The 26,810-nt window shown below is 53.2% G+C and carries 21 protein-coding genes and 2 pseudogenes; 1 reads left to right on the forward strand and 22 read right to left on the reverse strand.

The annotated features are described in order from the left end of the window. Window positions 1-453 precede the first annotated feature (453 nt). From ACP26L_RS17835 to ACP26L_RS17935, 21 genes and pseudogenes are all read right to left on the reverse strand, one after another. Window positions 454-984 (reverse strand): dihydrofolate reductase family protein, encoded by a 531-nt coding sequence (locus ACP26L_RS17835; protein ID WP_426454531.1) that lies wholly within the window; start codon window positions 982-984, stop codon window positions 454-456. A 136-nt stretch (window positions 985-1,120) separates the two neighbouring features. Beyond that, window positions 1,121-1,687: a hypothetical protein gene (locus ACP26L_RS17840; RefSeq protein WP_426454533.1), complete on the reverse strand. Its 567-nt coding sequence runs from the start codon at window positions 1,685-1,687 to the stop codon at window positions 1,121-1,123. Between the two features lie 41 nt (window positions 1,688-1,728). Next, window positions 1,729-2,346 carry a hypothetical protein gene (locus ACP26L_RS17845; protein ID WP_426454535.1) on the reverse strand — a complete coding sequence of 206 codons (618 nt, stop codon included), beginning with the start codon at window positions 2,344-2,346 and terminating at the stop codon, window positions 1,729-1,731. A 19-nt stretch (window positions 2,347-2,365) separates the two neighbouring features. Then, window positions 2,366-2,614: a hypothetical protein gene (locus ACP26L_RS17850; RefSeq protein WP_426454536.1), complete on the reverse strand. Its 249-nt coding sequence runs from the start codon at window positions 2,612-2,614 to the stop codon at window positions 2,366-2,368. Then, a complete protein-coding gene (locus tag ACP26L_RS17855) occupies window positions 2,574-2,813 on the reverse strand; it encodes an acyl-CoA dehydrogenase family protein (protein WP_426454538.1) in 240 nt (79 codons plus the stop codon). Before ACP26L_RS17855 ends, ACP26L_RS17850 begins: the two co-directional genes overlap by 41 nt. 455 nt (window positions 2,814-3,268) lie before the next feature. Next, complete coding sequence (locus ACP26L_RS17860) at window positions 3,269-5,665, reverse strand: glycoside hydrolase family 95 protein (RefSeq protein WP_426454540.1); 2,397 nt, start codon at window positions 5,663-5,665, stop codon at window positions 3,269-3,271. A 98-nt stretch (window positions 5,666-5,763) separates the two neighbouring features. After that, on the reverse strand, window positions 5,764-7,419 hold the full coding sequence (locus tag ACP26L_RS17865) for an ABC transporter substrate-binding protein (RefSeq protein ID WP_426454542.1): 1,656 nt from the start codon (window positions 7,417-7,419) through the stop codon (window positions 5,764-5,766). A 106-nt stretch (window positions 7,420-7,525) separates the two neighbouring features. Beyond that, window positions 7,526-8,455 (reverse strand): carbohydrate ABC transporter permease, encoded by a 930-nt coding sequence (locus tag ACP26L_RS17870; protein WP_426454544.1) that lies wholly within the window; start codon window positions 8,453-8,455, stop codon window positions 7,526-7,528. 25 nt (window positions 8,456-8,480) lie between these two features. Continuing rightward, window positions 8,481-9,335 carry an ABC transporter permease gene (locus ACP26L_RS17875; RefSeq protein ID WP_426454546.1) on the reverse strand — a complete coding sequence of 285 codons (855 nt, stop codon included), beginning with the start codon at window positions 9,333-9,335 and terminating at the stop codon, window positions 8,481-8,483. Window positions 9,336-9,667: 332 nt separating this feature from the next. Continuing rightward, window positions 9,668-11,983, reverse strand: coding sequence for a helix-turn-helix domain-containing protein (locus ACP26L_RS17880; RefSeq protein WP_426454547.1), 2,316 nt, complete (start codon window positions 11,981-11,983; stop codon window positions 9,668-9,670). 472 nt (window positions 11,984-12,455) lie between these two features. Beyond that, on the reverse strand, window positions 12,456-12,626 hold the full coding sequence (locus ACP26L_RS17885; RefSeq protein ID WP_426454548.1) for an SRPBCC domain-containing protein: 171 nt from the start codon (window positions 12,624-12,626) through the stop codon (window positions 12,456-12,458). A gap of 163 nt (window positions 12,627-12,789) precedes the next feature. Beyond that, a pseudogene (locus ACP26L_RS17890) lies at window positions 12,790-12,900 on the reverse strand (FAD-dependent oxidoreductase); the annotation flags it as partial. Window positions 12,901-13,121: 221 nt separating this feature from the next. Next, window positions 13,122-13,679 (reverse strand): adenylyl-sulfate kinase, encoded by a 558-nt coding sequence (gene cysC / locus ACP26L_RS17895; protein WP_426454550.1) that lies wholly within the window; start codon window positions 13,677-13,679, stop codon window positions 13,122-13,124. A gap of 15 nt (window positions 13,680-13,694) precedes the next feature. Then, on the reverse strand, window positions 13,695-14,552 hold the full coding sequence (locus ACP26L_RS17900) for an STM4011 family radical SAM protein (protein ID WP_426454552.1): 858 nt from the start codon (window positions 14,550-14,552) through the stop codon (window positions 13,695-13,697). Then, window positions 14,549-15,925: an STM4012 family radical SAM protein gene (locus ACP26L_RS17905; RefSeq protein WP_426454554.1), complete on the reverse strand. Its 1,377-nt coding sequence runs from the start codon at window positions 15,923-15,925 to the stop codon at window positions 14,549-14,551. Before ACP26L_RS17905 ends, ACP26L_RS17900 begins: the two co-directional genes overlap by 4 nt. Before the next feature lie 19 nt (window positions 15,926-15,944). Next, window positions 15,945-16,730: an STM4013/SEN3800 family hydrolase gene (locus ACP26L_RS17910; protein WP_426454555.1), complete on the reverse strand. Its 786-nt coding sequence runs from the start codon at window positions 16,728-16,730 to the stop codon at window positions 15,945-15,947. Between the two features lie 19 nt (window positions 16,731-16,749). Beyond that, window positions 16,750-17,967 carry an STM4014 family protein gene (locus ACP26L_RS17915; RefSeq protein ID WP_426454558.1) on the reverse strand — a complete coding sequence of 406 codons (1,218 nt, stop codon included), beginning with the start codon at window positions 17,965-17,967 and terminating at the stop codon, window positions 16,750-16,752. Between the two features lie 2 nt (window positions 17,968-17,969). Continuing rightward, window positions 17,970-18,815 carry an STM4015 family protein gene (locus ACP26L_RS17920; protein ID WP_426454559.1) on the reverse strand — a complete coding sequence of 282 codons (846 nt, stop codon included), beginning with the start codon at window positions 18,813-18,815 and terminating at the stop codon, window positions 17,970-17,972. Window positions 18,816-18,968: 153 nt separating this feature from the next. Next, window positions 18,969-22,091: an efflux RND transporter permease subunit gene (locus ACP26L_RS17925; protein ID WP_426454561.1), complete on the reverse strand. Its 3,123-nt coding sequence runs from the start codon at window positions 22,089-22,091 to the stop codon at window positions 18,969-18,971. Window positions 22,092-22,110: 19 nt separating this feature from the next. Further along, window positions 22,111-22,731, reverse strand: coding sequence for a TetR/AcrR family transcriptional regulator (locus ACP26L_RS17930; protein ID WP_426454563.1), 621 nt, complete (start codon window positions 22,729-22,731; stop codon window positions 22,111-22,113). A gap of 20 nt (window positions 22,732-22,751) precedes the next feature. Continuing rightward, entirely contained in the window at window positions 22,752-23,963 is a 1,212-nt protein-coding gene (locus ACP26L_RS17935; RefSeq protein ID WP_426454565.1) for an efflux RND transporter periplasmic adaptor subunit, read from the reverse strand. Between the two features lie 150 nt (window positions 23,964-24,113). On the opposite strand from ACP26L_RS17935, the pseudogene ACP26L_RS17940 reads away from it, so the two are divergent. Continuing rightward, a pseudogene (locus tag ACP26L_RS17940) lies at window positions 24,114-24,317 on the forward strand (TetR-like C-terminal domain-containing protein); the annotation flags it as partial. A 615-nt stretch (window positions 24,318-24,932) separates the two neighbouring features. On the opposite strand, the gene ACP26L_RS17945 reads toward ACP26L_RS17940, so the two are convergent. Next, window positions 24,933-26,798, reverse strand: a complete 1,866-nt coding sequence (locus ACP26L_RS17945) for a sugar-binding protein (RefSeq protein ID WP_426454567.1) — start codon at window positions 26,796-26,798, stop codon at window positions 24,933-24,935. Window positions 26,799-26,810 lie beyond the last annotated feature (12 nt).

The raw sequence follows: 26,810 nt of genomic DNA on the forward strand, positions 1-26,810 counted from the left end.
CTGATGAATTGAAACGTGCAATGTTATGTGACTTCTTGACGGTTGTCGTGAAGAAATTTCGCAGCATCAAAATGATGAGAAATTTATGGGGACAGCATTGTATTTTTTCTAAATATTGCACTTTTTTTCTATTTATAACTATTATATATCATAGAGAGATAGTTACAATCTTTCCCTTTGTAAAGATTTGCTAAAAAAACCGGGGGCGCAGAGCAAGATCGCCCCTGCCTGTCACAACCCTTTCGTGAAAAAAGCAACCGTCGGGTCTCCCCGGCAGTTGCTCGCTTACCAAGCATTCAAGAACTGACTAAAAATGCGTGCCAACACCTTTTCTGTCGAATAGCAGCCGGTTGAGAGATCCTAAGGCTTAAGCTCTGTGACAAAGTATCCTTAAAAAGAAAAAACCGCAACGTATGCGGCCCTCAATGAATATATGTTCTTGTCCTCCGACCACTAAACTGGAACGTAGGTCAATCGGATCACCTGCTCGCCAATTCGATCGCTTGCCACGAGACGCAGCGGCGGCCGCGGACCGGCGAAGAGCGGCTTGCCGTGACCCAGCACGACTGGATGGAGATAGAGTCGATACTCATCAACGAGACCGAGCTCCGTTAGACTGTGCGCCAACTCGGGCCCGGCAACTTCAATCTCCCCTTCATGCTGAGCCTTCAGCCCACGTATGGCCGCTGCGAGGTCGCCTTCGATCAGAGAAGCGTTTGGACCGACAGACTTTAACGTCCTCGACACCACCCACTTCGGTTTGCTTTGCCACGCCGCTGCGTATTCCCGTTCCGGTGCATCCCATTCCAAATGGTCTTCGTCCCAATACCGCATGGTCTCGTACATGCGGCGCCCGTACAAGATGCCCGCCAGGCCGCGCACGTCGTCGATGAAATGACGGAATAGCACGGTGTCGGGCTGAAATGCCATGTGGTCGACGAACCCGTCCAGAGACTGGTTCAATGCGAAAACGATCTTTGCCATGCGTCTGACTCCCCTCCTGGTTTTCTCGCACATTCGTCATCAGGATTACACGTCCCCTATGCAGCCTCCTTTATGTCTACATTTTATCATCCAACAGCATGCCCGGTTTCTCATGGATTGCGGCCCTTAATGAATGTTACTTCAATGCCGCAGCAGCGATTAGCAGGAGCAAAACGATAACTGCGGACCCAACTATTTTTATCCAGCGCGGTGTTGTATAAGGCTCGGTACTGCTTTTATTCTCCAGCTGCTTACGCCATCCATACCTGGTCATACCTTTAGGTTTGTACACTGACAAGACTGTGGCCACAAGCACGATCAACAATCCTCCACTTGGGTGTACGATATGAATCGTATCCTTCAAAATACTGATGTCGGTGCTCGACAATGTGCTTTTTGATGCTATGGATGCCGCATGGCTCAGTTCTTGGATGTATGCGACCAACATAAATACGGCTATAACGGTAAACAAAAGCTTAAGAAAGATCCAATAATGACGGAACAACCCCCACTTCGTGCCAAGTGATAATACAACTCCGGTGAGCAGCGATGCAAAAGCCACGGGGACAACAATCAGATTAGCAACCAAGGACATGACTTGGATAGCGGATCGTATCATTTCGGCATCTTGATTGTTTAGGACATAGGCGGCTATGGGGATATAAGCGGCTGCGGAGCCGAGCCATCCCATGGTAGTAATCACGTGTATGGTGAGTACCAGCTTACGGAGGGAGGGGGAAAGAGTCATTTGTCCCTCCCCCAAGCTGCAGCACCCAGTATGATGACATGCTGTGGAGGCAAACCCATCAATACTCTTCCGTATAGCTCTAGTCCAGTCGATGCTGTAGTCAACGCATGATTGGAGCCGCCTCTAATGTCCCGGAATATTTGAGACAAGCGATTGGAATCGGCAATGACACTCCCTCTGCTCTCTGCCATTAGCAGACCTACGGCTTCCCAGCACAACATGGCTGCATAGGTCATATCGGTCTGCAGCTGTGCCATTTCCTTTAAACTTAATAGTTCTGCGTTTTGCACGTGGCGCTCCAGATTGTCAATGGTTCGACTGATATGAAGATGAGCGGATTCGACCTTCATAGCCGCAAGTCCTACTTTATACTGAATATGACCCACGGCCGCTTGAGAAGTATGAACCGTCATTGCAATTCCCTTGTGAGGAGCTTTTTCAACAAAATATTCGACAGCTCCTCTGGCGAGTCCGAGAATCGCGCTTATTCCCGTAGTGATGCTGACAATAAGCTGTGCGTAAGGTCTGTATCTGTCACGTCCCTTGGGCTGGGCAGGCAGCGCACCTCCCTGATGCATTTCTTGGGTGATGACACATTTTTCCGGTACGAACACATTCTTGATTTCCAGACTATTACGGAATGACGGCCAGCATCATCCCCATAGCCCCGCCTTCCTGCATGAACTTTCTGTCCTGCAAGTTTAACAAAGCATGGGTTGCATGCTTTGAACCTGAACCGAACCCCCAGAAGCCTTCCTCTATCCAATACCCTCCGTCCACTTTCTTCACGACCGTTTTATTGGCCAGTAGTACAGAACAAAAGCGTAACTCCTCTACCTGGTTATAGATCGAATCTAATACGCCGGAAGGATAGTGATGCATTAAAGTTATTTCCGTTGATGATTTGAATGACCCAGCCAACAGAACCATTCCCCTTAGCCACCTCGGAGATAATCTCGACCATGGCACGGATACTCACATCATGGCCCCCGTACTCTTTCGGTGTGCCAAGCTTAAACAGCCCCGCATCCGAAATGTTATGAATCACTTCATCAGGAATACGTCGTTCTTCATCAATCATCGTGCGAACTTCTGCAGATAGGGAACTAACGCGGAAGCATGGTTTAGCAACTGCTGTTCGAGAGCAGTGAGCTGATCCTCATCCGGATCCGTCGGCTGAAGTCAATGGCTAGAAGACCGATGTCCGGATGAACCCGCAAAACACGAAAGATGGGGTCGCTTGCTGCCAGTTGGGCGGTAATGGTTAGTTCCGTCTCGGCGTTCACGTGAATGAACCCCGGTTCGCCGATCAGAAACGAGCACCATACCTTCCCGTCACTTTTGATGGTTAATTCTTTTCTTGTTATGGAGGCAGGAGGTCTGCCGATTGGAATGTCATTTTCGAACATGTATCCTTAAAATGAAAAAACCGCAACTAAGCGGCCCTTAATCAATATATGTTCTTGTCCTCCGGCACCTCCTCTAAGCTATCGCGTGTTATACAAAAAGCCGCCGGCAAGCCGGCAGCCTCGTACGTCAAGCTTTATTCATGGAACGTGTAATGCGGTAAACCGAACCGGCCTTCGTCGGGAACCGGTATACATCACCGGCGGCCTCCGAAGCTTCCCGTTCCTCGCGGTCTTCGGTTACCTGCATGCTCTCCGAAGAGCGGATGGCCAAAGGCTCCCCGCGAAGCGAGACGATCTCCGCTTCCGCGAGACGTCCGCCTTCCCAGCTCAGGCTCACTTCAAAGCCGCCGCGTGCACGCAGCCCTGTAACACGGCCCTGCGGCCAGGCGTCCGGAAGCGCAGGCAGCAGCTCGATGCAGTCCTGATGCGACTGGACCAGCATCTCTGCGATCCCTGCCGTCGCCGCGAAATTGCCGTCGATCTGGAACGGCGGGTGCGCGTCAAACAGGTTGGGATATACGCCGCCCCGATGGTAATTCTCCGGCTCGTCTTCGCGCACCGGCTTGAGCAGATTGGAGAGAAGGCGAAGCGACCGGTTGCCGTCGCGGAAACGGGCCCACAGGCCGACTTTCCATCCCAGGCTCCAGCCTGTTCCCTCATCTCCTCGCCGTTCCAGCGACTTGCGTGCGGCGGCGAACAGCTCGGGCGTCTCCCGCTCGGTCAGTTGGCGGCCGGGGAAGACACCGAACAGGTGAGAGACGTGACGGTGGTGAACGTCTTCGTCCTCGAAATCCCTGGACCACTCCTGCAGCTGGCCGTATTTCCCGATCTGCAGCGGGAGCAGCCGCTCCCGTGCAGATCGAAGCGCCTCGCGGAAAGCCTCGTCGGTCCCAAGCGCTTCGGAGGCCTCGATCAGGTTCGTGAACAGATCCCAGATCAGCGACAGGTCCATCGTTGCCGCCCGGCTGACGGCCGCAAGACCTCCGTCAGGGGTACGGAACTTGTGCTCAGGCGATGTGGACGGCGACGTCACCAGCCGGCCTTCCCCATCCTCATGGAGCCAGTCCAGACAGAACAGGGCTGCTTCCTTCATGACCGGATAAGCCTTCTCGTGCAGATAGTCCGTGCTGCGGCTGAAGGTGTAATGCTCCCACAGATGCTGGCACAGCCACACGCCGCCCATCGGCCAGCTCGCCCACACCGGGTCGCCGTGCCCGAAATCCCCTACCGGATTGGACATGGCCCAGATATCGGAATTATGATGAGCCGTCCAGCCCCGCGTACCGTAGTTGGTTTCCGCCGTCCGGGCTCCGTTCTTGGCCAGATTGCCGATGAAGGTCAGCAGCGGCTCATGCAGCTCGCCTAGATTTGCCGTCTCTGCAGGCCAATAGTTCATCTGGGCGTTAATATTGATTGTCCAGTTGCTGCTCCACGGCGGACGGGTCTCCTTGTTCCAGATACCCTGCAGATTCGCCGGCTGCGTTCCCGGACGGGAGCTTGCGATCAACAAATAGCGGCCGTACTGGAACAGGAGCTCCACCAGACCGTTATCCTGTCCGTCGAATGCAGCGATCCGCCTGTCGGTGGATAGATGCTCGCGCTCTGCACCGCCGCCGAGTGAGAGCTGTACACGCCCGAACAGCTGCCCGTGATCGGCGATATGGTCTTCGCGCTGTTCTTCGTAGGATCTGGCGACCGCACGCTCGATCACCTGCTTGACGACCGGTCCCGGGTCGATGCCCTGGCTTCCCGGCAGCTGGTCGAAGCCGTTGAAGCTGGTGGCGGCGCCGAAGATCAGGGTCGCGGCGGCTGCCCCGATAATATGTATCCCGTCCGAATCGACCGTCATGGTGCCGCCCTCGGAGGTTGCGGCAAGGCGTCCTTCGAAACGCATCGCCTCGGTGGTCTCGGCATCCCCGTATACGATCGGCTGACCGCTGGCGTAATAATTCGGCCATACCTGCTCCGGTGCGATGCCGCGCAGAACGTATGCGCCCTCTTCCGCCGAAGCGGCATGACGGAGCGGGCTGTCCAGCCTCGCATGGAAGTTAAGCTTGCCCTCGCCGCTTGCCGTCAGGCGTACCGCAATGACCTGATCGGGATGCGAAGCGAACACTTCCCTGGTGAATCGAGTGCCCCCGATCGTATAGGAGACCCGCACCATGCCCGACTCCAGGTCCAGCTCCCTGCGATACTGGCTGCGATCGGCAAGATCGCCGTGCTCGAAATGAATTTGCAGATTGCCAAGCGGCATGTAGGACTGGCTGTAGGCACCCATCATGTTCTTGGCCGCACGGTCGGCTTCCTGGTACCGTTCTTCGTCAATCAGCCTGCGAATCTGCGGAAGCCATTCCTTCGCTCCCGGATTGTTCGAGTCCCGCGGAAATCCCGACCACAGCGTGTCTTCGTTCAGCTGGAGCCGTTCGTCCTCCACCCCGCCGAAGATCATAGCACCGAGCCTTCCGTTACCGATCGGAAGCGCCTCCGTCCATACGTGGGCCGGCCTGTCGTAATGAAGTTTCATGATTTGCCTCCTTGTACGGTATTCCTGCATGTCGTCAAGAGATGCAGGCGTCTCCTCTTCCGAATGGAGATGCCTGCTGGAAACATGCACGGCCGTGGTTACTTGTTGATCGTCGAGGAATCGTAGGAAGCCTGCATAATTTCAAGATAACGCTTCATATTCAGATCCTCAAGACCTTTCACATAAGCATCCCAATCCTTGTCCAGACTCTTGGTGCCCGTTACGAACTGCAGTGCGTTCTGGTCGATATAGTCCTTGATGTTGGTCTGCATCATGCTTGCTTCGTCCGTATGGGCAGGGTCCACCCACAGCGCCCAGTGCGGGAAGATCTCTTCCGGCTCCTTGTTCTCCATAAGAAGCGTCGCTTCATACAACCGGCGCTCGTATCCGTCAGCCGCATAAATGTCCTTGCCTTGTATTTCGGCATCACGGTACGCCCGGTGATGATTGTACTGACTGAGTGCTCCCCAGTTGTCGTTGCGCGGCTTTTCACCAGATGCCAGCGGGATCGATTTATAGAGCGGCTGAACCTTATCGTTCAGGGCCACGTCTCCCTCCTGCGGTCCGCGCCAGCTCTTGCCTTCTTCACCAAGATAAGCTCTCATAGTGCCCTCTTGCGTGTAGATGTAATCCAGCATCTTGATAGCCGTGATCTGCGCTTCCTTGCTTGCCTTGTTCGTGATAACAAAGGATGCGCCCGGATCGATCGGATAGTTAAACGTTGCATAACTTGCATGCGGTCCCTGCAGTGGCGGCACCGGGTCGTAATCCTTCCCGTATGGAGCGTCCGTCGCCGTATTGACGAAGAGGGCGGGATGCATGCCGGCACCGGCGCCAAGAAGCTGTGCATCGGCGTTGTCGCCGATCTTCTTGAACGCTTCCGCATTCTGCGTGAACGCGCCCGGATCGATGAGCCCAGCATCATAGAGCGACTTTACGTAAGCAAGTCCTTCCTTCCACTCTGGCTTGTTGGCCGCCGTATCGACCTTGCCGTTCTTCATGATGAGATAGGTTCTGTCGTCGTCGTAAATAAATCCGTTCATCAGGTATGGAATGATGTGCACGCCGTAAGGCTCAATGGATCCGCTCAGCGGCACTTCGTCGGCTTTGCCGTTGCCGTTCGGGTCCTTCGTCTTAAATGCTTCGAGTACGGCCTTAAACTCTTTCAGCGTTTTCGGCTTGGAGAGACCAAGCTGCTTCAGCCATTTCGTGTTCAGCCACATCTTGTTCGGGTACGAGCAGTGGAAACATTCGTTTAGTCCCGTCAGGCCGTAGATGTTGCCATCGGGAGCGGTGTTCATTGCTTTGTAATATTCGTTGCTTTCCAGCATTCGCTTGATGTTCGGCGCATACTGATCGATCAAGTTGTTAAGCGGAACGATAAGGCCTTGTTGTCCAAACTTCAGTAAATCGGTCTGCGAGAAGCGGTCTACCCAAGGAATCAGCAGGTAGAGGTCAGGATAGTCTCCCGACGCAAGTGAGATTTGTCTCTTTTCGGCTGCACCGTCGAACGGAACCGTCGTCCAGTTGAACTGGATATTGAACTTGTCTTCCATCAGCTTCGTGAACTTGTTCGTTTTCAGATCGACGTCGTTTGCTTGCTGTGCAAATACGTTGATCGTAACTTTCTCCCCGGAAGAAGCCGTGTCCGTCTCTCCGCCGGCGCTGCCGCCGCCATTATTCGATGAGCATCCGGCAAGAACCATGCTGAGAATCAGAATCGCCGCAGCGATAACCGTCCATGTTTTTCTCAAAATAACCTCTCCCCTATTGTTATTTTAATCGAACAGCGACACAGACACGACGGCTACATACAAATCCCCCCTTAGCATGGTGAACTCGGGCTTGGCCGCCGTCCGGTCAGCCTTTGACCGAACCGATCAGCATGCCCTGCACGAAATACCGCTGTACGAACGGATAGATGACGAGCACCGGCAAGCTTGCCACTACGATAAGCGAATATTTCATCAGCTCCGCCAGCTGCTGACGCTTCACCATCTCGGCGGCGTCGATGCTGCCCGTTCCGTTATTCAGAATCAGAATGCTGCGCAGAATCAGCTGGAGCGGATAGATCGACTGCGATTTCAGATAGATCAGCGCGTCGAAGTAAGCGTTCCATTGACCTACCGCATACATCAGCGCGAGTACGGCGATAATCGGTTTCGCAAGCGGAACGATGACGCTGAATAGGAATCTCATATCGCTGCACCCGTCGATTTCGGCAGCCTCGGATAACTCGTCGGGAATCGTCGTCTGGAAGAACGTCCGGGCGATGATGACCTGCCATACCCAGATTGCGTTCGGGATCAGAAGCGCCCACCGGGTATCGATCATGCCCAACGACTTGACGACCAGATAGGTCGGGATCAACCCGCCGGAGAACAGCATGGTGAACGTGACGAAGATCATCAGCGGACTCCGGCCGAAGAACGATTTTTTGGACAGCGGGTAAGCGATCATGATCGTAAGAGAGACACTGATGAGCGTGCCGAATACGGTGTAGAACAGCGAGTTGGCATAGCCGGAGATGATCTGGTCGTTCCGGAACACCGCCTTATAGCCATCCAGGGTCAGATCAACCGGCCACAGCCACACTTTGCCCGATGATACTGCAGCCGGACTGCTGATGGATGAGCTGAGAATGTACACTAGCGGATACAGTACGGCGATCAACACTACGGTCAGGAAAATGTAGGTGCAGGCAATGAAAATCCGGTCTCCCAACGATTCTCTAATGGCTCTCCTAACGGAGCCTGCAGCATGACCCGACTGTGTTTTGGCGATTAGCATGATCTTCCCTCCCTTGTGTATGCCCCTACCATAGGCTTGTGTTGGATACGCGTCTTGCGATCGTATTCACGACGAGCAGCAGCACCAGGTTGATGACGGAGTTGAACAGGCCGACCGCCGTCGCGAAGCTGTAGTTGGCGTTCAGCAGCCCGATCTTGTACACGTACGTCGAAATGATTTCGGACGTCGAGAGGTTCAGCGGATTCTGCAGCAGGTACATTTTCTCGAAGCCCACGGCCATGATGCTGCCGACACTCAGAATAAGGATAATGACCGCCGCCGGCATGATGCCGGGTATATCAACGTTGAGGATCTTCTGGAAGCGGGACGCCCCGTCCACCTTCGCCGCTTCATACAGGGACGGATCGACGCCCGACAAGGCGGCCAGGTAAATGACGGCGGAATAGCCCATCGTCTGCCACACGTCCGAGAAAACGTAGACGGATCGGAATAGCGAAGGATCGCCCAGATAGTTGACGGATTCGAAGCCGAGCGCATTGGCGATCGTATTGACGATGCCAAGGCGCGGAGACAGGAACAGCATCACGATTGAAACCATAACGACCGTTGAAATGAAGTAAGGCGCGTAGGTCACCATCTGTACCGTCTTCTTGAAGCGCACATTCTTCACTTCGTTGAGTGCAAGCGCCAGTATGATCGGAATCGGAAAGCTTACGGCCAGCTGATAAAACGAAATGTACAACGTATTCACAATCAGGGTCTTAAACGCGGGATTCTGAAAGAACAGGTCGAAGTATTTCATTCCAACCCATGGGCTGCCCCAGATGCCTTTAATGACGTTGTAGTTCTTGAAGGCCAGCACGGCGTTAGCCATCGGCAGATACTTGAAGATCATAAAGTAAGCTACCGGCGGGGTCACCAGCAGGTAGAGCTGCCAGTGGCGCTTCAGGCTCTTTAACGCTGCCGTACGTAATGAAGTTCTTCTTCCTGTGGATTTGGCCTTCTTGACGTTCGTAATCGCTGTACTCAGATTAACCCCCCCAGATTGAGAGCAGGACCCTGTGCAACGATCCGCTCGAAATGATAACGGTTTCTTGGCCTAATCCTATGTCACCGTCACGAAACCTGTAAAGCGTACACTTCTTCCCCATCCGTACAAAACCGGAAATGTACCCTTAAAAACGTTGATAGGACAGCTTTTTCGGCGTACGAAACGAACCCATCCGGCCGGATGGGTTTTTCGCTGCGTACCTATTCCTTAAGCTGGCGGAAGGCGCTGGGCGACACGCCTCGCACCCGCTTGAAGGCTCTGCGGAACGAATGTGTACTGTTGTAGCCCACTTGTACGGCGATCTCGTCGATCGTCAGGCGGTTCTCCAGCAGCAGCTCCGCCGCTTTGTTCATCCTGACGAGCTCGACGTACTCCGAAAGGTTCTCGCCGGTATGCTCCTTGAACAGCTGGGAGATGAATTTCTCCGGTCTGCCGATCCTTTCGGCTACGCGGTACAGCGTAAGGTCCTGATCGGAATACTGCTCATTGATGTAATCGATGACGGCCTTCACCGTAACGGCGTTCATATCCGATTTCTTCCGCACGACGTCGCTGCAAATACTCTCGACCAAGCCTTCGAACGTCCGTCTGATCTGCAGAACGCCTTCGGTCGGCTGGATTTGCGCAATGCGGTTCTTGATCTCCTCAGCCAGCACTTCGTTGTGCAAGATCTTCTTCTCGGTCAGCTTGAGGAATGTACCCTTCAGTTCAATGATAAACTGCTGCGTCATCTCGTAGGACAGGTCCCGCTCCTCGAAGTTTCGCGTGAACAATTGCGCAAGAATGCGCTGGCTCTCCCCGCATTCGCCGGCCTTCAGCGTATTGAGCAGACGCTGCTCGGAATCGAGCGGATAATAATACATGGCGGTTTCGCGTACCGCATCCTCGTACCGGGTCACCCCTTCCGCTCCGATATAGGTGCCGTAATCCAGCGCCTGTAGGGCTTCGTTGAAGGAACGGCTGACATCGGACAGCACCGTGTACTTCGCTCCCATGCCGATGTTGAAGGACAGCCGATACTGCCCGTAAGCCGTATCCTGCAGCTTCCCAAGCGGCGTCTCGTCAGGGTAAGCGTCATCTCCGTCCGTTTCGTCGTCCTGCATAAAGACCACGGCGATTTTGTCGGTGCCCCAGTCCGTAATCAGGATGTTCGCATAGGCTTCCTGGAGCATCTGCTTCAGGAGCAGACGCCATACACTCAGCTCTTGTACGATTTCCCCGCTTTGAAGGCCGCCGTAGCCGTTTATTTTCAAGATGCCGACATGCCCCTGACCACCTATGACCTCGATACCGGTTTGGGAGGAGACCGCTTCGACTTCCCGGGCGGAGGAGAACTCACCGACAAGCAGCCGCTTGATGAATGCGTCCCGCAGCAGCGGAAGCTGCTCCTGAAGCTCCGTCTCCAGCCGTTTGCTGCTGGTGATCAGCTTAGAAATATTGCCCGCAAGAAAATCCAGGTCGTTCCTGGCCGATTCCTCACCTGAGCTGCCATATTCGCGAAATACCGTCAACAGCCGATGAATCGGTGCGCTGTGACGGTAAGCGAGAAGCAGACCGATAAGCAGTCCCGTAATTGACGCGGCGCCTGTCAGGATGATAGTGACCCGTTTGATTCGGTTCGCTTTCTCCATGATCGCTTCTTCGGGAACGCCGGCGGTATAGAGCCATCCGTTGAGCTCCGACTTGATCGAGATCAGAAACTGCCCATCTTCGAACCGCATCGTGTCGCCGTCCGCACCGGTCGGAACGGACCCGAGTCTCGCAATCCCCTCTTCGTCAATCCCCTGGGAAATAAGGGTCCCCCCTTCCGGATCGGTAACCATCGCCCAGCCCCCGTATTGCTCCACGGTATTTTGAAACATGCTGCCCATCTTCTCTTCATCGATGATGACGGCAACCGTGGCTTGCGGATTGTTGAAGCTGTTAATGGGCAGAGACTGCAGGAAGGTGATCGCAGACGCGCTTTTCACCGACGGACTGCCCTCATTTCGGGTATACGTGCGCAGCGGCATGATCTCGTTAAGGTGAGGCTTCTTCAGGATGGCGTCATTCCATTCCGCGAAGCTCATATTCTCCATCTGATTAAGCTCATAATAATGCTCCGGCCGGTAAAACAGCGTACTAGGCGTGATCACGACATTATAATTTTGTAAATATACGAAATAGTTCGCCAGGTAATCGTTCGTGCTGCTGTAATGGGTAAGGCTGCGCTGCATGCGCCCAAGTCCGACTACGTTATTGGCGTCCAGCGGTCTGGGATCGACGATCAGGCGGTTAAGATCCTGATTCATGGCGAGCTGCTTCGTAAACCCCTCTACCTCTTGAAGGCGCCGCTCCAGTATTTCCTTGCTAAGCCGCAAGGTCTTGGTGCTGTTCTCGATGGAGCTTGACTCCGCGACATCGATCGACGCCCGGTAAGAGGCATATCCTGCTATGTTCGGCAAGATAAGAATAATAAGATACGACACGAGAAATTTACGGAAAACAGGCGAGAAGTTCGACCAGATTTGCTGCATAGGCCCCCCCTATGGAAACAAAGAAAGCGCTATCAAGCGGCAAGAGGGATCCCCGCTCCGCCTTTCCTCACGGAGAGTGGATTCCTCTGCGGCTCGATTACACATGATTATGAATACGATACCATTAGTGCGCCGCGAAAGACAATCCTCCCGCCCAATAAAAAATCATATAAAACGACGAAATAGGACAGCACTTTCTCTGCCCCCAGATTTGCTTTAGATATCTTGTGTCATAACCCATAAAAATACGTGCCAATAGCCAATACTAGGCTTTTCTATCGAATAGCAGCTGGTTGAGAGATCCTAAGGCACCAAAAAATAAGTATTAGATTTTAACTTTTTTATCGCATTCTACTTCAGGGAGACAAGATAGTCGGCAAGTTTATCGAAAGTACCCGCGTTCACAGGGCAACCTTTCAGTATTAAAACAGTTTTACCTTCGTCTTCTTCTAGCGTTATGATATTCATAATTTCAAGAGGCTGATCGAGCGTGCATTTTTACGACTTCGAGGGTGACCCCCTTTGGTCCCCACCATTTCGCGAAATGCCCGAGCTCTGTCCATGCTTTGAATACGAGTTCGCGAGGGGCATTGAAGACACGCGTAAATGCAATTTCGAACGATGGATTCAGATTGTTATCCATGAAATCCTCCTTGTTTTGGAAGGGAACTATTCCCCTACTTTTTCAAATACCCGATCACACTGTGGGGCGTGATGCCCATCTCCTGGCCGTCAGCAAACTTTATTTTACGAACGGCCTTATCATGCTCGATTTCCGTTACGTTTGTTCCTGTTATTATGGAAAGCTGGCTGGACTTCTCGAAGAGGACAACGGACTTGCCTGATTGGGCCAATTCAATTGATGACACCAAACCCATAATACCTCCACCAATGATTGCTACATCAAACTGTTTCATCCACACAGCTTCCTTCGCTGTTTATTCCTTCATAAACTAAGATGGAGAATGTTGTGGATCTGTGACATGATTCATTAATCATATTTTTCTCGAAACACAAACAATGCCCTTCCGATTTCCTATTGGGAAGCTTTGGAACCGCCGTAAGCGGATCCGTATATACGGTGGGTGTGAGAGGACGGGGGCCAGGCGCCCCCTCCTACTCGATTCCGGTTTCTTGCCTAACCCGGCCGCCTGCTGGAGGAGGCCTTGTCACGGCTCGTTCCCTTATTCATTTCTAAGAAGTCCAAAATCTGGCGCACATTCGACTCCACGCTGTTCGTGTGGGTATGGATCGTGATTTCCGGATGCACCGGCGGTTCATAGACATCAGAGATACCGGTAAATCCTGCGATCTCCCCTTTTCTCGCTTTGGCATATAAGCCTTTCACATCTCTGCGTATACATTCCGTTAGTGGACAATGCACATACACTTCGACGTAGGACTCCAGCTCTGCTCGTGCATAGTTCCGCATTTCCAAATAGGGTGCAATCATAGAGATGATCGTCGTCACCCCATTGCGGTTCAGCAGCTTGCTGATATAGACGGCGCGGCGAATATTTTCGAGCCGATCTTCTTTACCGAACCCGAGCTCTCGTCCTACCTCGCGCCTAAGCTCATCGCCGTCCAAGCATTCGACCCGAACGCCTCTTTCCTGAAGAGCCGCTGTCATAGCTATGGCCGTCGTTGTTTTACCGGAGCTTGGAAGCCCTGTTAACCATATTGCCGTCCCGACCAAGGGCTCTGTCCCCCTTTACGATAGAATTGCGATCCTCTCAAGCAGGCGGTCTCCGTAAATAGGATCGAACGGCTGCCCCTCCATATGGATATAGCCTATATAACAATCACATTGCTTCATACGGCACGGGCTTTCTCTAGAGATTCCTTCCAGCCCCTCTTTATACAAATTCCCGATCACCTGCCGATCCTTATAGCAGCGCTTGACGCGTCCGTCTCCTTGGACATAAAACACATTAAGCCCGGCCCGGCACGGCTTGCCCAAACTGTCATAATCCTTGGCATTCAATTCAAAATAGGGGTCCACACGGGTCAAGAACGCTGTATCTTCTGCGGAATAGTAATCTCGCTTATCTTTGTAGGCGTTCACCCATAGATACACATCTTCAGGTAATGCCTTCCTTAGGGAAGAAATGGAGTGGAACGCGCTCTTGACACCGACACAGCCTACACTGAACGGGATGGATTGTTCGTAGAGCTTGGCGCATTGCCGTACAAACCGCTCTTCCTCCGTCTGCCCGGGATGGTAGGTTGCCCAGAATGCAGCCGTTACCGGATTCAAATCGCTCGTCCAATCGAGCTTAGCGGATAAGTTGGTTTGGATTGCGACTTTATCCACGTGGTGCATATGCGACAGCTGAACCAAGGCTTCCCTGTACCAGCGATGCGTAAGTCCTTCACCATAAGGGTTAAAAAACACGGACAGCCGATGTCCGCTCCCCTCCTGATTCCTTATCCAGTCGACAAAGGTCCGCACCTGCAGCCGGTCCTTAGCCAATGTCTCTTGGCTGTCCGTGTTCTTGCTAAAAGGACAATACGGGCAGTCGTAATTGCATGAGCTTAAGCTCCCGCGGAAATAAATCGTCGCTTTCATGAGAGCACACAGCTTTCCATGCGGGCCCGGATATCCGGCGAGATGAACCAATCTCCGATGGCGTCGGAGTACATAAGCCCTTCTTCCGTCAGCCGCAGTACCTCATGCTCAACAGCAGCAAGCTCCGTATGCACGAGCAGATTCAACTCGGAGTAATCCACGAGAGCGGACGAGGCGAACCTCTCCGCATAGCTGCTCAATGCCAAGCCTTCCGTATGAAGCAGTGCTTTCAGGATAAAGCGGCGCTGCTGGTCATCCTTGCTTAGCACAATGCCGTAATCTGCATGGGTGTAATCGGCTGCAGCCACATAGTCGGCAATGATGCTTGCTGTAGCGGCACGCCCTACGCTGTATCGTGAGGAATAATGGACCGATCTTGTGTAAGATCGTGCCCCACAGCCGAGTCCGATCATCCCTTCCTCCTGGCAGCCATATGGAAGCAGCGGTTTCTCCGAGCCCGCTTCGGCTTTGGCAAATCTCCGCATCGAGTACTGGGTATACCCGTGTGCAAGCAAGCTATCCCGCGCCGCGCGGTATAACCTTACCCTCTGATCCTCGCCGCTCTGCCTGATCTGCTCCGGTTTTACGATCGTGTGCTCACGAGTGTACAGCGGATAAATAAAGATCTCCTGGGGCTCATAAGACAGCGCTTTATCCAGCGAATACATCCATGAATCAAGGGTTTGACCGGGAAGGCCATAAATCAAATCCAAATTAAGGATCGGAAATCGGTACTGCTTGAGCTGTTCCAGAGCTCTTTCGACTTCCTGCGGCTTCTGCGGACGATAGATCGCTTCCGCTTCCGACTCGATGAAGCTTTGAATGCCCATGCTGACCCGATCCACCTGTCTGTTTTTTAAGATGGCCAGGCGTTCGGAGGTTACCGTCTCGGGAGATGTCTCTACCGAGATGGAAGCTTGAACGGGATCCACGCCAATCACATGTTGAGCAATATGAAACAACCGGTCAAGCTGGAGGGGTTCGAGCAAAGTCGGCGTTCCGCCTCCGATCGCAAATCGGGCAACCGGCTTATTCTGAAGGAACGGAGCCCATTGAGCAGCTTGTCTTTCCAAAGCATCCACATATTCGGCATGTACATCGGCTCTCTTGTCAGGTAATGTGAATAGGTTGCAAAAGCCGCAGCGAGCCCCGCAAAATGGGATATGCATATATAAAAAGAACGTATCTGCCAGCTCCTGGCTCCACAGATCGGAAAGCGGCAGCTTCGTCTCGAGTTCCCGATAGGAGGTTTTGTGCGGATAAGAGTACAGATAAGACCGGTAAGGGTCTAGTGTCAGGTTGTCCTTCCAGCTGCGCAGAGCCTCCGGGCTCCGGATGATGTCCAAATAATTCGAGTAGACCGTGTGGCTCACTCTGGCTCCTCCTCTCACCTTACAAAATAAATTCGCGATAAGGCACGTTCCACACGACCTCATGGGCAAGCCTGTGGCCGTTGTAGCCATCTTCCCCGAAGGCGGTGCCGTGATCCGAGAACGCCATGCAAAATACAGGCCGGTCCCGTTCTCTGAAGGCCTGAAATAATCGACCAAGCTCACCGTCAACATATCGGAGTGCCGCGCGCTGCGTCTCTACCGAATCTTTCTTCGCACCAGGCACAAAATAATGATTCGGCCCGTGAATCGCCGAAATATTCATAAACAGAAACAGACGCTCTGTCTTCTCATACTTGTGCAACAGCTTGATGGCATGGTTCACCTGATGCTCGGTTGAGCGCGGATTCGTAACCCCAAAGTTCATTCTCCAATAGCTTTCCTGGAAATAGCCGGGAAGCACTTTGGCCAGCGGAACTTTTTTCGTGAAAAAGATGACTCCGCCAATACAGATCGTACGGTAGCCCTCTACCTGCAATCCGGACACGATATCCGGTGTGTCAAATTGCCATGTATAGGGATGGACCTTGAATCCCGTATTCTTCGAATGAAACAATCGAACATGCTCTGACTTATCGGTCGTAGCCGGGGTTGGCAGAAATCCGCCGAAGAAAGCGTGATGCGCCGCATAAGTGAAGCTGCCCGGCGTGTGCCGCTTTTCCCAAGATCCGCTGCCGCACAGATTCGGGCAGTTGTCTTCCTCCATAACGGCGGCGTCATAGCGCAGCGTATCCAGTGTGATCATGAGAATATCATGACTGCCAACAATTTCATTCATGTTAAACATGGTGGGGATCCCCTTCCAATTAGATAGTCGAAGGGAGTGAAGCCATTCTCATTTCCCATTCATAGGGGTCATGTCCTTCATAATGACTATGATATAGCAAATCACCGAACGGATTGGCATCCAATACATAAGGCCGATAGGACTTGCTGCTCAATAATACATCGATGCCTGCAACGGTGGATTGCGGAAATGCCGCTAACGTCTGTTCGGCACATTGCCGCACGGCAGCCTGAAGCTCGCCAGGCAGGCCTACCACATCCAAGCTGAGTCGGTCGCTGTCGAGATGCAGGTTCGTTATCGGTGTTCTGCTTGCCCTGGCAATACTGTGACAAGCCTTGCCTGCTACTACAAGCTGCCGAATATCGAAAGCGCGATCCCTATAAGACGCTTTCGGAATCCATTGTTCTACATGAGCGCCATGTCCCAATAACCAGTTGATGATTTGGCGGATGACATGGCGTTCTGTATAGTTCACCAGCTTTTTGACGTTATAAAATAACGGAGGTCTGGTTTGATAGCTCTGCACACCGATCGTAGTCACAGCCGATTCTGCCCCTGTTGCGGGATTGACTTGGTAAGCCATGACTCCGCATGCGCCGGAACCCGATGCCAGCTTAATAAATAGACGGTGCATCCGCTTGTTTACCATAGCATCCCGCAGTGTATTGTAATCCGGAATGGCTTCCGGAGAAGCTAATCTTCTGGGCACCGGCAGTCCAGCGGATGATAAGATCCGGTGCGTGTACCGCTTATCGAACATCGCGGCTATATCCTCAGGAGCATTCATCCATCGCGGCCTATCCCACAGCTGCTGGGCCTCCCTGTCCAATCGAGACAACAGCCTGCAGTACCCGCGAAACCACTGGGACGGATGATACAGCTTGCCCTTGATTTCTTTCAAACCAAGGGTATCCCTAACAGGGATAGGCTGAACAACGCTCTTGTTATACCACAGCCATCGCTCATCTATTGGGAGGCTTGCCGCATCAGGGGCGCCAAGTGCTATAAGCTCACGTTCCACATCAAAATGCTCCCCTGGCGCGTCGATCCGGAGCAACGGAGGTTCATCCATCGCTTTCCCCAGACCGTGTGCAATCGAATGCAAGGATGCTTTTCCCTGCAGCACATCGATGTAATTCAAAACAAGGGCCGGGGGTAACCCCAGCCGAGCTCTTGCCGCTTGCAGTCCAATCGTTCTTCTATTACCGGAGTTACCAATCACAATCATCGATTTCATTGTTATTCCGTTAATGAAGGATAGCGATAATCCTCGTCATCCTCCCATTCCTGCTGATCGCTGATATCTACGCTCAGGCCTGACTGCTTCCAACGATTCATCATGTCATCCGACATGTAGTGATGACTTAAATCAAGATGCTGCAGCTTCTTTATCTTCTCACTCTGAATAAGTGCTTCAGCTCCAGCATCTGTTAACGTACCCAGGGAAAGATCCAGCGTATGTAATCCATCAAGAATAGGTGCATTGGCTACTGCAATAGCAATTTCATCTTGAATTTCACTATCTTTGAGCCCGAGATAGGTAAGCTGGGGGAATTTTCCCGGCTCGATCAGCGGGAGAATATCTTCGAGGCTCCCATCAAATCCATAGTTTTCAACCCCCAGATAAAGCTCCAGCTTCTTGAGGTTTTTGAAACTGCCTTCGCTAATGCTGGTAAGAACATCTTTTCCAAGCCCGCCGCAAATGATCGTAAGCTCCTCCAGCTTGTCATGGTGGGCAGGATCGATGCTGAGACCTGTGCTTCCTTGAATCGTGAGTGAGCTTAGCTCGGGGTAAGCGGATAGAATCGGTCCCAGGTTGGATTGATTAATCCAGGAGACCTCGCATTCTTCAGAGGACATGTCGCCGATAAACAAGCTGCGCAGCCGTGGAAAGCGGTCTTTCAACCGAACAAGCGCTTCGACAATTTCACTGGAATCATTCTCGTAGGCGCCGCCCCAGTCGCCGATGATAAGGCTTTCAACCTGTAAGCTCTCTTCCTTGCCTGCAAGCTCTTCTATTAAACTTACGATTTCGACTCCATTCTCGTATTGATCATAATCGACAGATAGTTTACATTCGGACATACGAAAACCTCCTGGAAAAGAATACTAACCTTCCACTCATTATAAGATCCATTCGCTAGGGTTTCAAATGTATATAGCAGCAGAGAGCCGTCTGCTGTGGCAAACGGCTCCCTGTTACGGCTGCACGAGTGTGTCGTTTCGATTAACTATGGATTACATGCTTAGCGAGTGCGATTCCCTTGGTTCATGGGCTTCCCGCTGTACAGACCGGCGCAGCTTCCACCCGGCCAAGATGCGGTAAAGAGACGGCACGACAACCAGCGTCAGGATGGTGGAATAGATCAACCCGCTGATGATGGAGACAGCCATCGGCCTCCACAAGCTGCCGCCCGCAATCGCCATGGGCATCAAGCCGCTGACGGCGGTAGCGGCCGTCAGAAGAATGGGACGAAGTCGGGCCTTGCCCGCCGCAATGATGGCTTCGTTCAGATCCAGGCCGTGCTCTTCGCGGGCCTGCTCCACGAACTCGATGAGGACGATCCCGTTGCGGACGACCATCCCGGACAGGCTGACCACCCCCATCAGGGCCATGAAGCCAATCGGCGCACCGGTGAGGAACAAGCCGATCAAGGCTCCGCCAAGGGCAAGATACACCGTCGAGAGGATAAGGATCGGCGTCGATAAGGAATAGAACTGGATCGCAATAATAATGAAGATGAGCATGAGAACCACAATCGACAGCTGGCCGATGGCCGCAAACGACTGGTCCCTCTCCTCGTTCTCTCCCCCCACGCTGACTGTGTAGCCGTCCGGAAGCGATAGCGCGTCAAGCTTCGGAAGGAGCACCTTCATGAGATCGGCCGGCAGGACACCGTCCGTGTAGGAGCGTACCGTCACCGTGCGCATTTGATTGTAGCGCAGGATTTTCGAGATTATTTCGGAAGATTCCAGCTGCACAAAATCCTTCAGAGGATACAGCCCGCCATTCTGCGAGGGAATGAGCAGATTGCGCAGATTCCGGTTCGCTCCCGGGTCGGCAAGCCCCTGTTCGCTGAAGAGCGTAATATCGATCAGCTCATTGCCGTACTGCAGATCCGATACCTTGATGCCTTCGGTGGCCAAGCGAACCGTGGCCGAGAGGTCTTTCTCCGTCAGGCCGAAGTAGTTCGCTTTGTCCTTATCGAGCACCATCTGCACCGTGGGAATCGCTCTGCCGACGTCGTCACTGACATCTACGGCTCCCGGCGTTTCCTTGATCAGCGCCTGGACCTCGGCCGACAGCCTCTGAAGTACGGTAAGATCCGTTCCGCTGAGGCGAATCGCAATCGGCGCCCCGACCGGCGGTCCATTCTCCAGCTCGCGCGGAGTAATCTGGACGTCAGGGTACAGAGCGGACAGCTCTTTGCGCCAGGACGATACGAGGTCCTTGGTATTCACCTGCTCCTGATCGATCATGGCCAGAATTTGGCCGGTCCTGCTGTCGTACCTCTCCATTTCCGTATAATAAAATTTGGGCGCCGAACGTCCCGCATAGACGGAAACTTCCTTCACGCCGGCCTGCTTCCCGATCCATGCTCCGATCGCCGCCGCGGTATCCGACGTATCCGCAAAGGTGCTTCCGGTAGGCAGCTCGATATCGACGAGCAACTCCTCCCGTTCGGCGGTTGGGAAATACTGCACGCCGAGCAGCGGCAGCAGCGCAAAGCTCGATGTGCCAACAGCCAGGGCGATCAGGCCGGTCAGCAGCGGTTTGCGCATGATCCGTCGGAGCTGGTTCTCATAGACCGTGCTCAGACGGTGGAATTGACGTCCCAGAAGCCCCGGAGACCGGCGCTTCTGCTCTTCGGCAGCGCTGCCCTTTTTGCGTCTGCGCTCCTGTTCCCACTGCCGCACAATCGGTACGACGGTCAGTGACATCATCATCGATACCAGCAGGGTGCTCGTGATGACGAGCGGGATGGGCCGGATGAAGTCGCCGATATTGCCTTTCAGAAAGTACAGCGGGAAGAAAGCAGACGCTGTGGCAACGGTGGCCGTCAAGATGGAAACCCCTACTTCCTTACTCCCCAGCAAAGAGGCCTTCGCCGGCGAGTCCCCGAGCTCAAGCCGGCGTTCGATATTATCGTTGACCACAATGGCATCGTCGACCAGGATCCCAAGCACAATGACCAGGGCCACGATCGAGATCTGGTTGAGATCCACGCCGAACAGCTTCATGGGGATCAGCCCAATCAGAATCGACAAGGGAATCGCGGCGGACACGAGCAGGGAGGTGCCGAGGGTCAAGCCCAGCGAGCATACGACGATAACAGCCGCAATGCCGATCAGCAGCTCTTTTCCCAGATCGCTGAAGAGATGCTGCACATTCTGTTTCTGGTTAAAGGCGGAGACCAGCTCCACATCGCTGGGCAGCTGCGGCTTTAATGCCTCCATCTTCGCATCGATACGGTCCTGCAGATCCGGAATATCGCCCCCTTTTTGAGCCTTGATGACGAGATCGATGGCCGGCTTGCCGTTATAGAAGATGCGCTGCTCCAGCTTTTTGGGAGCCAGTGTCACCTCCGCCACATCCTTCAACGTCAGCGACGAGCCGGCCGCCGGGCTGCGGTAGATCACGGTTTCAGCGACCTCGCCCGGCGAGCTCCACTCTCCCGTCAGCTGCACATACTGCCGTTGATTGGCCTGATCCACGGTACCGATCGGAACGCGTTCCCTGGAATTTTGAAGGGCCTGGGACAAGGTTCCCCAATGCAGCCTGTAAGTTTCGAGCTTCGCCGCATTCAGCTCCACGCGGATCTGCCGCTCGGGCAGACCGATGACCTCCACACTGGAGACGCCGGAGACGGTTTGCAGCTGCTCCTTCCAGTTGTCCGTCAAGGGCCTCAGGGCTTCGAATTGATCCGTACTGTCTACGACAAGATGCAGAATCTGTTCGGAAATCTCCGTCAGATTCGTGTTCATCACAGGCGCCTCCGCGTCATCGGGCAGCTCCGCCTCAGCAGTCTGGACCTTCTGCCGGAGGGTGTCCCACGACTGCTCCGCATCCGAGCCTGGGACCAGCTCCACCACGATGGAGGACACGCTCTCCTGCGACGTGGAGGTCAGCTTCAGAATGTTATCCATCTCGCTGATCTTGTCTTCGAGCTTCTTCGTGACGAGCTGCTCGACCTTATCGGGAGACGCTCCCGGGTACAGCGTGCGGACACTGGCCACGGTCGCTGTAATTTCGGGATTTTCCCGCTGCTGCAGACCCATGAAGTTAGCGGCTCCCACAACGGTGGCGATCAGCATGAACATCATCGTAATTTTGCGGTATCTCAGTGCCTTGCCGATCATCAGTGCTCTTCCCTCCGCTTTAGGCGTTCTCTCTTCCGATCGTCATGTCATAGATCATCCCCGTCACGACGCGGGCAATCTTCTCCACATCCGCTTCGGTCGATTCTTTCAGAATCACATACTTCATGCAGGTTTCGTTCAGCAGGCCGTCAATGGCTTGGGCCGCCACCTCGAACTCGAACGGGTCATAGTCCGGGAACAGGTTGAACTTGCGGAACAGCTTCATGATGATCTCGAGGAAGCTGCGCTCGCAATCCGCCGCCACCTTCTCGGCCTCCGGGAAATGCGACGCACCGTGCACCCGAAGCAGATACATGATCCCCCTGTGGCTGCGGTACAGGGACATGCATTTGGAGATCGTCTCGAACAGCTTCCCCTTCAGGTCCTCCTTCGGCATGTCCGGGCTCACCTGATCGGAGAAGATCGTCTCCACCTGCTCGAGGACCGCTTGGTTGGTTTTTTGAATAATGGAGGTGAAGATGGTCTCCTTGGATTGAAAGTAGAGATAAAACGTGCCCTGCGCAACACCTGCCCGCTTGACGATGTCCGACACCTTCGTTTCGTGGTAGCCCTTCTCCGTGAACATCTCTAGTGCGGCATCGAGCAGCTTCTGCTTGGTCAGTTCATTGTCTTTTGGCATTTTCCCGTACCTCTTTTGTGTTATTGTCCAGCGACGGTCACACGCTCGCCGTCCTTCAGACGCAGCTGTCCCTGCGTGACGATCCGCTCGCTGCCGTCCAGGCCGGAGACAATCTCCTGAAGCTTGTTTTTCACCCGTCCGGTCTGTACCGGACGCTTCTCCACATGATCCTCTTTGACGATGTAGACAAAAGAGGAGCCGTTCTCTTCCATCACGGTTTCGAGCGGTACGACCAGTGAAGGCGCAGCGGCCGATTGGGTGAGGTTCAGCTGCACCCGGGTTCCCGGCTTCAGTTTGCCTTCCGGGTTATCGGCCTGAAGCTGAAGCTCGAAGGTCTTCGTCTGCGGGTCCGCCGTGGAAGATAAATAGACAACCTTCCCTTCGAACGCATCGCCGGCGCCCGGCTGAACAAAGCTCATCTTCTCCTGCCCTTGGACAGCCTGCCAATAGGCTTCCGTAAGCTGCGCTTTGATCTTGACTTTATCCTGCTGCTGGACCTTGGCCACCTGCAGGCCCGGTTGAAGGGTCATGCCTGCCTCCATGGGCATATAGGTCAGCACGCCGCTGATGGGCGACTTGACATCATAATAGGTCATCGACCGCTGCCATTCTTCCAGGGATAGCTGAGCCGAACGGAGCTGGTACTCGGCCTGGCTGAGCGGATTGCTGGTCTCCAGCGTCCGCTTCTTGTCGTGCAGCAGCTCCAGGTCGAGCTTGGCCTGCTCCAGGCGGGTCTCCATGGACCGGAGCTCGTTCTTCTCGATGAGGCCTTCGTCATATTGATTGCGGAGCTTGGCGTAGTCCCGTTCGAGTTCCGCCAGGGAGAGGTCCGCTTTGGCAATGGAGAGATCGATTTCTTTCTTGGCGTCGGCCAGATCCTTCCTGGCTTTGTCGAGCTGCTCCGTGGCGCTCATCAGGGCGGCATCCACCTTCTCCTTCTCTCGGTTCATATCGATCTTCTCGACCTCCAGGATGGTCTCGTCTTTGGTGACGGCATCCCCCCGTTGTTTCAGCACTTTGGTAATGTCACCGCTGACTTTGGACGTAACGTCGAGCTCTAGGAACGGCGTGACTTCGCCGGCGAGCGCCGCCTGTTCCTCCCACGTGATATTCTGTACATTCGCTGCTCGGACCACCTTGGAGGCAGTATCCACTGCAGCATTCGAAGATGGCTCGGTTTTGGGGCCGCCGCACCCGGCCGCCATCAGTACCGAAGATAATATAACGCCCATCAGCTTAACATGAGGAGTACCCACGCTCATCCACACTCCCAATTTCGATGTGACTGACTAATCAGTCATAATCTTACCACTGTGATCACCGCCTGACAATCCTGCAAAATTGTGAACGAATAGGAGTGGGAGTTCCACCACAAGAGTTTTGAAGCGAGTTTGTTTCAGCTTTTGAAAAATCTGATTGAAACGAGAATAACGAAGAGGCTAACGGAGGGAACCGGCAATTATGTGTCAGTCGAAATTAGAGCAGCATTAATCCTGGGAATTATTCTGTGGTGGATCAAAGACGGCATTCACTTTAGCTCTGAATATATAGCCAATCAGATCACTTTATTGTTCAGCCGGAGTTAGTTAGGCACATGCACATGCAAATGGTTATTTACCCACATAGCATAAGCTGCGATTAAATATAACCTTCTTACAAAGGAAGTGGATTTTAATGTTTTTTATCCCGCAACCGCTGGTTCCCATGAGACAACCGCAATCTCCTCCACCTGCATTCATTCCCCCAAAGCCTGAGGTATCCTATGTAGTTGACTGTTTATATGAGTTCACCTATGTCTGGCTGCTGAATGGAGACCAGTTCTGGTTTTATCCAACTCGTGTAGAGTACGGTGAAGTTTCAGGATATAGATGGAATGGAGCATTTTGGATGTTCTATGGCATTGATCCAAGAATAATAGATGTTGTTGCTTGCCCTCCAATTCCTACCCTTTATTGAAGGTGCATCCTGGCTATAACCGATGCCAAAGGGAGATCGTTCGGCCGGCCGGTAGACCATCCTTGAATGAATCCCCAGCCGATCATTTTAAGGCCTCATAGGAATAAGACCCCGGCCATTACGGCCCGGGTCTTATCTAAGGCATTCAACAAACAAAGGTTTATCATCAGGCAGCCGGTTCCAGATTCGCTCGACGACCCGGTAGAGGGACACACCGCAGGGGTGCTCAACCCATGGTGTTCCGGTTACTCTTCGTTAACAAATAAATCCGGCAGGATATCGTAAATATACTGGTTCACCCAATTCCAGGCATGTGTACCCCCATCGGCTACGATGAAGTAGAAATTTCCTTTATTCCTATCGGAGGAATAGATGAAGGTATCCTTGATTTGTTTCATCGCCTCGATCTGAGGCTTCAAGTTCGGGTACGCGATATCCAAGCTGCCTGTGGCACTGAAAATATAGTATTCCTGGGGCGTATAACCGGATTCTCTTGCCGCACCCGCAAGATACTCCGCCGTCTCCACTGGCTTGCTGCCGCCGCCGGCTTGGCCCATGACCCAGCTATCACCGCTCAGCGGCAGATAATACTTGATATAATCCAAGCAATGGACCAAGGTGTACCAAGTCGTAACGGACCCCATGGAGAACCCTCCAAATGCCCGATGGGCTCTGGATGCTTTGATATCCTCCAAGCTTGCGGATTTGGCATAGGTATGATACTTGGTTTCCACTAACGGAACAATGTCTTCGATTAGTTCCTCGTGGAAGTGAGCGGGCTCATTTTTGCCGCCATAGAAGGAAGGCGTTACTACAATAAGCGGTTCAATGTCACCCTTTTCAATCATATGGTCCAGGATTTTCTTTAACTCTTTGCTCTGACCGGGTCCGCCAAAGATCAGATTCTCATTCTCGCCGCCGCCATGCATCAGATAAAGCACATTATATTTCTTGCCCGGATCGGCGGCATCATAACCATTCGGAAGATAAACGTTCAGCTTCTTCTCGTCTGTACCCTGGGTCAAATTCGGTGTTGAGTACGACAGGCTTTCAATCGTTCCCGGTTTATTGCTCTCCATCCGGTATGCATCCGGAACGGCTTTGAAATACTTCTCATTTGCCGCTTCTTCGGTCATTTCCAGCTTACCTATCGCATCCTTTAAAGCAGCATATTGTTCATCCAGCCGGGCTTGCGTGGTTTTATCGGTGAGGAGAGCGCTTTCAGTTGCTTTAAAGACCGCATCCTTTACGATATTTGAATTCTTATAAAGCGTAAACTCCAGTCGCAGCGAACTCCGAATTAAATTGAGGAGATCATATGGGTTCTGTCCGCTAACGTCCCCTCTGGTCTTGCCGGCAAGCAAAATTTCACCGAATGTACTCGTATCCTTCCAAGCGCTGCCGGATGAATCGAACAAATTAAGGCTGCCGATTCGCTCAGGTCCTTTGGCATCATTAATCTGCAGCTCGATGCCCAGCACCTTTCCATTCTCCGGTATGGAGTCGAGAGCAATTCTGGCCTCAACGACATACCCGCCTTCCACTTTTGTCGCTGCGGTATAATATTGCTCGGCATCTCCGTTGTCCACGGTCAGCACATTTTCATAGTTTGTGCGAATATGCAAATCATCCACCTGATATTCCTGTGTCTTGTCATTGTTCTCGTCCAGGAATATTTCCACTGAATCCTGCATGTAAGGCGTTCCGGATTGTACGGACAGGTGATTATCTTTGACTTCCGCCAGGATGTACAGCGCACGATCATCCCATAACGCTTTAAACGTCGCTGAAGTGCCGGGATCGACGGATCCGTGCTTCGGGGCCACCGCAGGCGCCTTCTTCCATTCATGATCCACTTGACCGTCAATGACCGGCGAGCCGAAATAGGCAACCATTCTTCCCTGGGGATCGAATCCGTTCTTGTCTACATGAACTTTTCCAGGTCCTTTTGGCGGTTTCGAAGGGGGGCCATCGTGTTGTAATGCAGGCTCACCGCCCGCCGCGGCTGCAGAGACGACAGGCGACACGGCCAGCGAAGACGTGAACATCAATGCTGCAGCAGCCAGCTTCATCATGATCGGGTGCAGACATAACGTTTTTCCTTGTTCCATAACATGCTCCTC

Origin of the sequence: Paenibacillus sp. S-38 (genome assembly GCF_049942825.1) — a bacterium.
In the GTDB taxonomy this organism is placed as follows: Bacteria; Bacillota; Bacilli; order Paenibacillales; family NBRC-103111; genus Paenibacillus_G.